At 63.9% G+C, this 10,819-nt stretch carries 11 protein-coding genes; 5 read left to right on the plus strand and 6 right to left on the minus strand.

Annotated features, from left to right (window positions below; translation table 11 throughout):
- Positions 1–32: 32 nt before the first annotated feature.
- Genes ACIQ67_RS10195 through ACIQ67_RS10205 form a run of 3 tightly spaced genes read right to left on the minus strand, consistent with a single transcriptional unit; the run spans position 33 to position 3,051 of the window.
- A complete protein-coding gene (locus ACIQ67_RS10195; protein WP_397534258.1) occupies positions 33–2,156 on the minus strand; it encodes a chemotaxis protein CheA in 2,124 nt (707 codons plus the stop codon).
- A 27-nt stretch (positions 2,157–2,183) separates the two neighbouring features.
- On the minus strand, positions 2,184–2,546 hold the full coding sequence (locus ACIQ67_RS10200; protein ID WP_183105291.1) for a response regulator: 363 nt from the start codon (positions 2,544–2,546) through the stop codon (positions 2,184–2,186).
- 49 nt (positions 2,547–2,595) lie between these two features.
- Positions 2,596–3,051 (minus strand): hypothetical protein, encoded by a 456-nt coding sequence (locus tag ACIQ67_RS10205; RefSeq protein ID WP_397534269.1) that lies wholly within the window; start codon positions 3,049–3,051, stop codon positions 2,596–2,598.
- A 275-nt stretch (positions 3,052–3,326) separates the two neighbouring features.
- Between ACIQ67_RS10205 and ACIQ67_RS10210 the strand changes: the two genes are divergently transcribed.
- The 5 genes from ACIQ67_RS10210 (at position 3,327) to ACIQ67_RS10230 (ending at position 9,012) form a co-directional block, all read left to right on the plus strand.
- A complete protein-coding gene (locus tag ACIQ67_RS10210) occupies positions 3,327–4,475 on the plus strand; it encodes a response regulator (RefSeq protein WP_397534259.1) in 1,149 nt (382 codons plus the stop codon).
- On the plus strand, positions 4,472–5,122 hold the full coding sequence (locus tag ACIQ67_RS10215; protein ID WP_397534260.1) for a response regulator: 651 nt from the start codon (positions 4,472–4,474) through the stop codon (positions 5,120–5,122). Before ACIQ67_RS10210 ends, ACIQ67_RS10215 begins: the two co-directional genes overlap by 4 nt.
- A gap of 86 nt (positions 5,123–5,208) precedes the next feature.
- Entirely contained in the window at positions 5,209–6,501 is a 1,293-nt protein-coding gene (locus tag ACIQ67_RS10220; RefSeq protein WP_397534261.1) for a diguanylate cyclase domain-containing protein, read from the plus strand.
- Positions 6,488–8,473, plus strand: a complete 1,986-nt coding sequence (locus tag ACIQ67_RS10225; protein WP_397534262.1) for a TonB-dependent receptor plug domain-containing protein — start codon at positions 6,488–6,490, stop codon at positions 8,471–8,473. The genes ACIQ67_RS10220 and ACIQ67_RS10225 overlap by 14 nt, the downstream gene beginning before the upstream one ends.
- Complete coding sequence (locus tag ACIQ67_RS10230) at positions 8,470–9,012, plus strand: YfiR family protein (RefSeq protein ID WP_397534263.1); 543 nt, start codon at positions 8,470–8,472, stop codon at positions 9,010–9,012. The genes ACIQ67_RS10225 and ACIQ67_RS10230 overlap by 4 nt, the downstream gene beginning before the upstream one ends.
- A 12-nt stretch (positions 9,013–9,024) precedes the next feature.
- Here the strand turns inward: ACIQ67_RS10230 and fliR are convergent, their stop codons facing one another.
- From fliR to fliP, 3 genes are read right to left on the minus strand one after another with little or no spacing between them, the layout of a single operon-like run.
- On the minus strand, positions 9,025–9,789 hold the full coding sequence (gene fliR / locus ACIQ67_RS10235; protein ID WP_397534264.1) for a flagellar biosynthetic protein FliR: 765 nt from the start codon (positions 9,787–9,789) through the stop codon (positions 9,025–9,027).
- Positions 9,790–9,805: 16 nt separating this feature from the next.
- On the minus strand, positions 9,806–10,075 hold the full coding sequence (fliQ, locus tag ACIQ67_RS10240) for a flagellar biosynthesis protein FliQ (protein WP_397534265.1): 270 nt from the start codon (positions 10,073–10,075) through the stop codon (positions 9,806–9,808).
- A 13-nt stretch (positions 10,076–10,088) separates the two neighbouring features.
- On the minus strand, positions 10,089–10,817 hold the full coding sequence (fliP, locus tag ACIQ67_RS10245) for a flagellar type III secretion system pore protein FliP (RefSeq protein WP_397534266.1): 729 nt from the start codon (positions 10,815–10,817) through the stop codon (positions 10,089–10,091).
- Positions 10,818–10,819 lie beyond the last annotated feature (2 nt).

Consider the following 10,819-nt stretch of genomic DNA (forward strand, 5'->3'; position numbering starts at 1 on the left):
TTCTCATCGTGTTCATGATGCCGTTCGCGCCATCAGTGGCGTGAGCGGCGCACCAAGCTGCCAACGTCAAGGATCAAGGCGACCCGACCGTCACCCATGATGGTGGCGCCGGAGACATCCGTGACCTTCCGGTAGTTCGCCTCCAGGTTCTTCACCACCACTTGCTGCTGTCCGAGCAACTCATCCACCAGCAGCGCGACCCGGCCGCCTTCGGCCTCGACGACCACCATGATGGAACTGACATGCTCGAAGTCGAAACGCGGCACGTTGAAGACCCGTTCAAGCTCGATCACTGGCATGAACTCGTCACGCACCTCGACCACGCGGCCCGAGCCGCCCACGGTTTTGATGGTGTCGGATTGCACCTGGAAGGATTCGACCACCGAGGCCAGCGGCAGGATGTAGACCTCTTCGCCCACGCCGACGCTCATGCCGTCCATGATGGCCAGCGTCAGCGGCAGGCGCACGGAAACCTTCATGCCATAGCCTTCGGCCGAGTCGATCTCGACCGTTCCGCCCAGCGAGGTGATGTTCTTCTTCACCACGTCCATGCCAACGCCACGGCCTGACACGTCCGTGACTTGATCCGCCGTGGAGAAGCCCGGCGCGAAGATCAGGCCCCAAACCTCGGCGTCGGTCATGGAGTCCGGTGCATCAATGCCTTTCTCGCGCGCTTTCTTGATCAGCTTGTCGCGGTTCAGACCGCGACCATCGTCACGCACTTCGATGACGATGGAGCCGCCCTGATGCGACGCGACCAGGGTGATGGTGCCGTGCTCGGGCTTGCCCTTGGCAACTCGGTCTGCGGGTGACTCGATGCCGTGATCGCAGCTGTTGCGGACCAGATGGGTCAGCGGGTCGGTGATCTTCTCGACCAGGCCCTTGTCCAGCTCGGTGGCTTCACCCTGGGTCACCAACTCGACCTTCTTGCCGAGCTTGGATGCCAGATCACGCAGCATGCGTGGGAAGCGGTTGAAGACGATCGACATCGGGATCATGCGAATCGACATGACCGATTCCTGCAGATCCCGGGTGTTGCGTTCCAGGTCAGCGAGGCCGGAGGCCAGTTGCTGGTAGAGCGCCGGGTCGAGGCCGGCGCTGTTCTGCGCCAACATGGCCTGCGTGATCACCAGTTCACCCACCAGATTGATCAACTGGTCGACCTTCTCGACCGAGACGCGCAGAGTGGACTGATCCATGCCGCCTGCTGCCGGACGGCCCTCGGCTGGCTTGGCTGCAGGCGTTGCGGGTTTGGCCACAACTGCGGACTTGGGGGCTTCGACGATCGCAGGCGCTGGGGTATCCGCGGGCACACCTGGCGCGTTGTCGAAGAAGCCGTAGCCTGGGTCTGCCGCCGGGGCTTCAGCAGCCGGCGAGCCTGGCGCGCCCTCGTGGAATCCAAAGCCTGGGCCATGGGGAAGCAATTTGACTTGCTCGCGGGCGACGTGGAAGGTGAACAGATCCAGCAAGTCGTTGTCACTGCTGCTGGTGAGCACCTTGAAGCGGCGCATGCCGTCAGCAGAAACACCTGCATCCAGCGGCTCGATGGTGCCGAGATCGGTGATTTCCTTGAAGAGCTCGACCAAGTTGTCTGCTTGCGCCGGATCGCTCAGCGGCCCGACCTGAAGTTCCAGCAGGCGTGCACCAGGCTTGGCAGGCGCTGCCGTCGCGGTGGGCGCCGGGGCTGCCGCTGCCGGGGCTGGCGCCTTGGCCGCTGCCGCTGGTGCCGGCGCCTGGCCTTCGACGAAACCGCGGATGCTGTTCAGCAGATCCGTCGTGTCGACGGCGTCAGCGCCAGAGCCCTGGTGCCGTCCCAACTGGGCGCGCAAGGCATCGCCCGACTGGAGCAGCACATCCACCATGTCGGAGTTGGGCGCCAGTTCATGCCGACGCAGCTTGTCCAGCAGCGTCTCCATCTGGTGCGTGAGTTCAGCCACATCGCTGAAACCAAAGGTCGCAGCGCCTCCCTTGATGGAGTGAGCGCAGCGGAAGATCGCATTCAGCTCTTCATCGTCGGCGGATTCGATGTTCAGGTTCAGCAGCAGCTGTTCCATGTTGTCGAGGTTCTCGCCAGCCTCCTCAAAGAAGACTTGATAAAACTGACTCAGGTCGATGCCGGCACTCAGGCTGGCGCCTTCGGAGGTCATTTCTCCCATGCTCTGCTCCTCTGCGCTTGCGATGCCTTAACGAATCACTTTGCCGATCACCTCGATCAGCTTGGCTGGATCGAAGGGCTTGACCAACCAGCCAGTCGCACCTGCGGCGCGTCCGGCCTGCTTCATCTGGTCGCTGGACTCGGTGGTCAGGATCAGAATGGGCGTGGTCTTGAACTTGGGGTTGTCGCGCAGCTTCTTGGTCAGGCTGATGCCATCCATGCGGGGCATGTTCTGGTCAGTGAGCACCAAGTCGAAGTCGCGGGTACTGGATTTTTCCCACGCGTCCTGACCATCGACCGCTTCGACCACATTGAAACCTGCGTTCTTGAGGGTGAAGGAGACCATCTGGCGCATCGAGGCCGAGTCGTCCACAGCAAGAATTGAATGCATCGCTTTCTCTCCGGATAACAAGCTGATATCGGTTGAACTTTAGGGATCTTTAGAACAGTTCGATGGAGCCCGCGTCCATCTCATCCTGGGTCACGGGGTTGGGGCGAAGTGGCGCTATCTCGACCACGGCCTCGCCTTCCTCGTCATCGCCAAAGGTGTCGCGGGCCAACTGGTCGGCACAGTTGCGCAGCCGCTGGCTGGTGTGGGCGATCAGCTGCGTGGCCATATCCTGAAACTGCAGCGCCGTGATGGCGCCGGCAATCTGTTCCATCACGCTGTGCAGCGCGGCCGCCTCGTTGTCCCCTTTTTCAGCGGCTTGGCGCAACAGGGTGTGCAGGTGACTCGAGGCAGTGAAGAAGTGAGCCGAAAGTGATTCGCCGGCGTCATCCAGAAGACGCTGCAGTCGCTCAAGGTCGTTGGTGACCGTCATCAGGTGATCCTGAATCTCGGCAGCGGCCAGCAGGGGGAGCGTCCCGGGCTCGTCGGGGGCAGGGGTATCTGTCATCAACTTATTGGCTCCACACTTGTTGTTCCTCACCCGACCCATGGTGCTGCCGTCTCAAGTCGGCAAAAACGATCACCATCAATAGCCGGGATCTTCGGCATTTCCGCCTCGCATGTCGACAGGACAACCCAGATGAAACCGGTCTATTTGCGCGGATTGCCAAGAATTCCTGACGGAGCCTAGTATTCCCCCGGTTTTTCGAATGCTCAAGCAGCTTCGGTGGCCGGGGCGCGGTGTTGCGGGAAGCCAATACATTCTTGGCATACTCGGGCCCCATGACGAGTTCCGGTGTCGAGCGTTCCCTGCGCATACTTCATGTCGAAGATTCCGAGCTGGACCACCAGCTGATTCTTGCCCAGCTGCGTCGGGCTGGTTTGGAAGTTCAGGTCGAGCGCGTCGATTCCTTGTCTGAGGTGGCGCGCGCGCTGGGCGAGCCCTGGGACGCCATCGTGTCCGACTACAACCTGCCCGGGTTCTCCGGTTTGCTGGTGCTGGACATGCTGAAGGACAGCAAGCGCCTGATTCCCTTCATCCTGGTCTCTGGCGAAATCGGTGAAGACACCGCTGTCGCGGCCATGCGGACGGGTGCCTCGGATTACCTGCTGAAGAACAACCTGGCCCGGCTCGCGCCGGCACTCCTGCATGCGATCGAGGCCAATGAAACCCAGCGGGCGCGGCAGGAGGCTGACCGCGAGCTGCGCAAGTCCAAGCAGCGCCTTCATGAACTGGCCGGCCATCTGCAGACCAGTGTCGAAATGGAGCGCGCCGCCATCGCCCGCGAGATTCACGATGATGTCGGGGGCTCTTTGACCGCCTTGAAGTTCGATCTGGCGTGGATGGCTCGGCATGCGGAAAACGAAGCACTGCATCAGCGCGTGCAGTCAGCGCTCGAGACGGTCAGCTATGCCATCGAAGCCAGCCAGCGCATCATGCACAACCTTCGTCCAGCGATCCTTGAGCAGGGGCTGGTGGCCGCGGTGCAGTGGATGAGCATGCGCTTCGAGCGTCGCACCGGCATCATCACCAAGGTCCGCACCAGCCACGAGCAGATCCAGCTGCCGGCCGGTGTGCCGCTGGTGGCCTATCGCACCGCGCAGGAGGCGCTGACCAATGTCTCCAAGCATGCCAATGCGACGCGCGTCGACATCGAACTCAGCGTGGACTCGGGCGTGCTGACCCTGGAGGTCAGCGACAATGGCCAAGGCATCGCGCCCGGTGATCTTGCCAAGGCCCGCAGTTTTGGCATCCGCGGTTTGCATGAACGGGCGGCTACGGTCGGCGGGTGGGTCGATCTCAGCAGCAGCGTGCGCGGGACCAGCCTGATCCTATCGGTGCCTTTGCAGGAGCCGGACATTGATGCAGACGATGACTCCGCCGACGGCAAGGCCGCGGCCCACGATCCATCTGCCTGGGGCAGTGCATGATTAAAGTGATTCTTTGCGACGACCATGCCCTGATCCGGCGCGGCATCCGCGACACGCTCGCTGACGCGGCCGACATCGAGGTCATCGGTGAGGCCGGCGACTATGGCGAGCTGCGCAGCCTGATGCGCCAGCTGGCCGGCGATGGGCGTGACTGCGATGTGCTGGTGCTGGACATCAACATGCCGGGTCGCAGCGGCCTGGATGTGCTGCATGTGCTGAAGGATGAAGGCGCTGCGCTGCGCGTGCTGATCGTCTCCATGTACCCCGAAGACCAGTATGCGATCCGCGCGCTGAAGGCGGGTGCCTTCGGCTACGTCAACAAGGGTGGCGATCCGCAGCTGCTGGTGCAGGCGGTGCGCACTGTGGCCCAGGGCCGCAAGTACGTGACTCCCGAGATCGCGCAGATGCTGGTCGAAAGCCTGACGGCCCCGACCACCGAGCAGGCGCACCACAAACTGTCGGACCGCGAGTTGCAGACCCTGGTGATGATCGCCTCGGGCAAGCGCCTCTCTGACATTGCCGAGGAGTTGACCCTGAGCCCCAAGACGGTCAGCGTCTACCGGGCGCGCGTGCTGGAGAAGCTGGCGCTTGGCAATAACTCCGAACTGACGGTGTACGCCATCCGGAACGGCTTGGTTCAGGGCTGAGAGGCGGTGCGCTTCGGCGCTTCTTTGACCTGGACAGCGGGCAGCGTTTCGTTAATGCTTGTCGCAGTTGAGCCGATATCCGAAGCATGAGCGAGAGCGAATCTGCAACGCTGCAATCCGGGAACGACGGCGTGCAGCCTGTGGCTGTGCGTGGCAGCGTGTCGCTGGTCCGTCGGCTGACCGCGCTCAATCTCTCGGTGCTTGTGCTGACCTTGCTGGTTTCGGTGCTGCTGATCGCCACCCTGGCCTGGAACTTGGCGGTCCAGCGCCAGCAGGATGCGGCAGAGGAATCCGCCAGGCTGCTGGCTGGCAGCCTGGCCTCCATGGTGGCCTTCAACGATCTGGATGCGGCACGGACCGAGCTGGTGGCCTTTGCCCAGCGGCCCGACCTGTTGGAGGTGCGGCTGCTCTCCGCGGACGGGCATGTACTGCTGGAGCGGCGGCGCGACCGATCAACCACCCCCGCCAGCTTCCTGCGCGTCGCGGATGTACGGGTCAGCGAGACCATCACGTTCAAGGACGAGAAGCTGGGCAGTCTGACCCTGGTCGAGAGCCTGGACCAGCTGGTCCATCGCTTGTTGATTCTCGGTGTTGCGGCATTGGCAGTGGTCGCGCTGGCGACGCTCACGGCAGCCTATGTGCTGCGCCAGGTGCAGCGGCGGGCGCTGGCTCCCATCGTCGAACTTGGGCGGCTGGCTGAGCAGGTCGCGGAGCGGCAGGACTTCAGCCAGCGGGTTCCAGTCCATCGCCTCGACGAGGTCGGGCGACTCGCTCAGCGATTCAACGAAATGCTGGCGCGCATCGAGGTGGCGCAAGAGCAGATCAACCAGCGCCTGCGCCGGGAGCAGGCCGCGGGAGAGCAGTTTCAGCAGCTTGCGCACCATGACAGCTTGACCCAGCTGCCCAATCGGCTGTTCTTTCAGAGTGCCGTCCGAGAGATGGTTGCGCGGTCGCTGGCGGCCAAGGGACTGATGGGCTTGATGTTCATCGATCTCGACAACTTCAAGGCGGTCAATGACAACCACGGGCATGAGGCGGGCGATGAGGTGCTGAAGGTGGTGTCGCAGCGCATGTCAGCCGTGCTGCGCCGCGGCGACTTGCTATGCCGGCTTGGCGGCGATGAATTCGCCCTGCTGCTGCCGGAGTTGGAGGACGCCGCCGTGGCCGAGCAGATGGCTCAGCGTCTGATTAACTCGGTGCGATCGCCCCTGGTGGTCACCGGCGTGTTGATGCCGGTTGGGGCCACCGTCGGCCTGGCCTTCTGTCCACTGGATGCCCAGCATGCCGAGGCGCTGCTCAAAACTGCGGATGCAGCGATGTATGCCGCAAAGCGGGCGGGAAAGAACTGCTGGCGGAGGGCTGAACATGCGCAGCAGTAGTGCGGTATGTGCAGGCATCAGCAGAGCCCTGCTGGCGCTGGCATCGCTGCTGGCGGGCCCCGCTGCTGCCCAACGCGAACCGGTGGCCAGTGAGCTCAGCCTCGAGCAGTTGCTGCGCCAGAGTCTGCCCGTCGAGCCCCGGGATCTGGAGGTGACGACCAGCTCCCGGTTCGCGCAGAGTGCGGCGCAAGCGCCCGGCATCACCTATGTGCTCTCGGGCGATGAGATCCGCCTGCGTGGGCTGCGCAACCTGGCCGACGTGTTGCGCCAGCTGCCAGGCTTGTACGTCACCAGCAACGGCATCCTGACGTTTGTCGGGGCCAGAGGCCTGGGGCGGCCTGCGGATATCAACAGCCGCTTGCTGATCCTGCTGGACGGCATGCGCCTTAACGAGAACTTCTATGACGCCGCGCCAGTGGGTGAGGACTTCCCGATCGACATCGAGCTTGTCGATCGCGTCGAGTTCTCGCCCGGTCCAGGCGGTGCGGTGTACGGGAACAATGCCTTCCTTGGTGTCATCAGTATCACGACGCGAGGCGCCGGCGCGGGCGGCGGACTGCGCTGGACCGCTGGGGTCGATTCGCAGCGTGGCTATCGCACCGGGCTGAGCTGGGCCCAGCGTAGCGACAGTGGGGCCGAATGGGGCCTTGCATTCAGCGCCTACCAGCGGCCGGAGATGTACACGCCGGTCGATGAGGCAGAGTTCCAGTCGGCCCGATCGCGGCAGCTCAACTGGGAGCGATCTCGCAAGCTGCTCGGCTACGGCAGCTTGCGCGGGCTCCGGCTCCAGTTCGGGCTCAACAGCTACAACAGGGGTACGCCGTTGCTGTTGGGCAGTGGGCCGCAGCCCGAAATGGGGCAGGCGAATGATGTCAACGATCACGGGTTCCTGCAGCTGGCCTACGACACCGTGCTGGGTGATGCCTGGGATCTTGCAACACGCTTCTCGGCTCAGCAGATGCGCTACCGGCAGGAAACCCCCTTCATTCTGGAGACCGGGGAGAGGGGGCGCTTCCGTGTTCAGTCCCTGGGACAGTGGCGCAACTTGGAGTTGCAACTGCGACGGCAGCTGGCCCGCGGCCATCGCTTGACCGCAGGGCTTGAGGTGCAGGATGACGATCGGCAGGATTTGGTGTTCCGCGCCCTGGGGGCCGAGCCCTTGCAGGTCTATCAGAAGCAGGGGCACAGGATCGGCCTGTTCCTGCAGGACGAGTGGCAGGTCGCGGGCGCGCATCTGCTCGTGCTTGGTGTCCGGCGAGATGGCAGCAGCAACAGCCGCTCGCTCTGGGTTCCGCGCCTGGCATGGGTGTGGACCGCATCCGCTGACGCCAGTCTTCGGCTGATGTACGGGGGGGCGTTCCGCCAAGCCAACCTGTACGAAGACATGGTGAACTCTCTCAATTTCGAAGATGTGCCGCGGCCGGAGCGCATTCGGACGGTGGAGCTGGGTTGGGACGCTCGCCTGACATCGGCGCTGCGCTATCACGTCTCGGTCTTCGATTCCGAACTGCGCAACCTGATCAGCCTCGATAGCGAAGGGTTCTCCTACATCAATGCCGACCGTGTCCGCAGCCGAGGCCTGGAGCTCGGGCTGGAGCAGCGCTGGCGGAGCGGTGCGCAACTCAGCCTGGCGCTCTCCTTGCAACGCAGCCTCGATCAGAACGGGGCCCTGCTGCACAACTCGCCCCGGACCCTGCTCAAACTGAACCATCGCCAGCCTTTGAGCGATGAGCTCTCCGTTGCGTGGCAGCTCTACAGCGTCAGCCGCAGGAGCACCGCGCTGGATGACCTTCCCGGCTACGCCAAGCAGAACCTCCACCTGCTGTGGCGGGCCAAGGAAGGGCTGAACGTGTCACTGGGCGTGCACAACCTGACGGCAACGCGGAGCTACGACCGCACCTCGCCGTTCGGTTTGGCGATTCGGCAGCCCGGGCGCAGCCTTCAGTTGGCGACCGAGTGGCGGCTTCGATGAAGCCAGGCCTGACTGCCCGCTGCTTGCTTTGCCTGGTCCGGCTGCTGCTGGGAGCAGCCGTGGGGCTGGGCACCGGCATGTCGGCTTTCGCCACTCCGCAGGAGGCGCAGCTCAAGGCCGCCTTCATCTATCGGTTTGCACAGTACACCGACTGGCCGCCGCCGCCCATGCGTGAGTTCAATTACTGCCTGGTCGGGGCCGGGCCGCTGCAGTCGGCTTTGCAGGAGGTCAGCGCCAAGCCGCTGGCGGGTGCGCCCGCGCAATTGCGGGTGATCCAGTCGCCCAGGCAGGCCGAGGACTGCCAGGTACTGGTGCTGGTGGACATGGATCGCTTGAGCTGGCAGCGCTGGATCAGCTCGCTGAAGGACGAGCCGGTGCTGCTGATTGGCGACTCGCCCGATGCCTATCGGGCAGGCGCGGTGTTCACGCTGGTGCTGGAACCCAACGGCCTGGCGTTCCGCGTCAACAACAGCGAGGCACGCCGCCGCGGCTTGGTGCTGAGCTCGCAGGTGCTCAAGCTGGCGCGCGAAGTGCGCTGAGCGTCACTTGCTTCAGCCGAACACCGCCAGCATGCGCTCCAGCGCCGTCATGAAGGGCGTCTGCATCAACGGCAGCGTGGCGACCATGCCGACAAGACCGATGCTCACCGTCAAGGGGAAGCCGACGGCGAAGACGCTGATCTGAGGCGCCACCCGCGAGATCACGCCCAGCACCAGGTTCACGAACATCAGCATCGTGATCAAGGGCAGGGCGATCCACAGGCCGATGCGGAAGATCTCGGCGCCCCACACCTGGGGCTGAGCGACGCGCAGAAAGCGGAACGGCTCCTCGCCGACCGGAAAGACGGTGAAGCTCTGCACCAGCGCATTGATCAGCAGCAGGTGGCCATTGATGGCAATGAACAGAAACGCCACCAACGCGCCGAAGAAGCGTGCCGTCGAGGTGCCCTGGCTGCCGGTGGCGGGGTCGAAGAAGCCGGCGAAGTTCAAGCCCATCTGCAGGCCGATCAGCTCGCCTGCGAACTCCAGCGAAGCGAACACTACGCGCACCGCAAAGCCCATCGCCAGGCCGATCAGCAGCTGCTGCGACACCAGCAAGAGCAGAAGCGGCGGCGAGTCGAGCGGCACCACTGGCATCGGCGGCAGCGACGCCTGGGCCGCGATGGCGACGAACATCGCCAGACCGACGCGCACCCGCATCGGCATATTCCGCTGGCTGAAGATGGGCAGCCCGGCGAACAGCGCCAGCGTGCGGATGAAGGGCCACAGCAGCGGTGTCAGCCAGGCCAGCAGTTGCGCTTCGGTGACGGCAAACACGGCGAGCTTCTGTAGATCAGCCGACCACTTGCGGAATGGTCTGCAGCGTGCGCTGGATGTACTCCACCAGCGTGGTCATCATCCAGGGGCCGGCGACGCCCATCACGATGACGGCGGCTACCACCTTGGGCACGAAGGACAGCGTGGCTTCGTTGATCTGAGTGGCCGCTTGGAACACGCTGACCAGCACGCCCACCAGCAGCACCGTCAGCAGGATCGGTGCAGCCACCAGCAGCAGCATGTACAGGCCTTGCTGGCCGAAGGTGAAGACTTGTTGTGCATCCATGATGGCTTGGCGGTCAGGTGACGAAGGAGGCGGCGAGCGAGCCGAGCAGCAGGTTCCAGCCATCGGCCAGCACGAACAGCATCAGCTTGAAGGGCAGGGCAACCAGCACCGGTGACAGCATCACCATGCCCAGGCTCATCAGCACGCTGGAGACGATCATGTCGATCACCAGAAAGGGGATGAAGATCAGGAACGCGATCTGAAACGCGCTCTTGAGCTCGCTGGTGACGAAGGCCGGCACCAGCACGCGAAAGGGCACATCCTCGGGCTTCACGGAGGCATCAAGCTTGGCCAGGCGCGAGAACAGCGCCACATCCGCCTGGCGGGTCTGCTTGAGCATGAAGCTGCGCATCGGCACCTCGGCGCGCTTGAGCGCTTCATCGAAGGCGATCTGGTTGGTGGAGTAGGGCTGCCAGGCCTCGCTGTAGACCTTGTCCAGCGTCGGGCTCATCACGAAGAAGGTCAGGAACAGCGACAGGCCGATGATCACCTGGTTGGGCGGTGCCGCCTGCGTGCCCAGAGCCTGGCGCATCAGCGACAGCACGATCACGATGCGGGTGAAGCCCGTCATCATCAAGAGCACCGCGGGCAGGAAGCCCAGGGCGGTGAAGAACAGCAGGGTCTGGATCGGCACCGAGTAGCTGCTGCCGCCGGCGCCCTGGCCGATCAGCAGCGGCAGCGTCGCTCCGCCGCCCGAACTTTGCGCTAAAGCTGCTCCAGAGGCTGCCGATAACACCGACAGGG

Source organism: Roseateles sp. (genome assembly GCF_044373315.1).
Lineage (GTDB): Bacteria > Pseudomonadota > Gammaproteobacteria > Burkholderiales > Burkholderiaceae_C > JACDQM01.

Excerpts from the sequence above, each read along its gene's own strand:
- ACIQ67_RS10195 (WP_397534258.1), bottom strand. The coding sequence starts at position 2,156 with ATGGGAGAAATGACCTCCGAAGGCGCCAGCCTGAGTGCCGGCATCGAC.
- ACIQ67_RS10200 (WP_183105291.1), bottom strand. The coding sequence starts at position 2,546 with ATGCATTCAATTCTTGCTGTGGACGACTCGGCCTCGATGCGCCAGATG.
- ACIQ67_RS10205 (WP_397534269.1), bottom strand. The coding sequence starts at position 3,051 with ATGACAGATACCCCTGCCCCCGACGAGCCCGGGACGCTCCCCCTGCTG.
- ACIQ67_RS10210 (WP_397534259.1), top strand. The coding sequence starts at position 3,327 with ATGACGAGTTCCGGTGTCGAGCGTTCCCTGCGCATACTTCATGTCGAA.
- ACIQ67_RS10215 (WP_397534260.1), top strand. The coding sequence starts at position 4,472 with ATGATTAAAGTGATTCTTTGCGACGACCATGCCCTGATCCGGCGCGGC.
- ACIQ67_RS10220 (WP_397534261.1), top strand. The coding sequence starts at position 5,209 with ATGAGCGAGAGCGAATCTGCAACGCTGCAATCCGGGAACGACGGCGTG.
- ACIQ67_RS10225 (WP_397534262.1), top strand. The coding sequence starts at position 6,488 with ATGCGCAGCAGTAGTGCGGTATGTGCAGGCATCAGCAGAGCCCTGCTG.
- ACIQ67_RS10230 (WP_397534263.1), top strand. The coding sequence starts at position 8,470 with ATGAAGCCAGGCCTGACTGCCCGCTGCTTGCTTTGCCTGGTCCGGCTG.
- fliQ (WP_397534265.1), bottom strand. The coding sequence starts at position 10,075 with ATGGATGCACAACAAGTCTTCACCTTCGGCCAGCAAGGCCTGTACATG.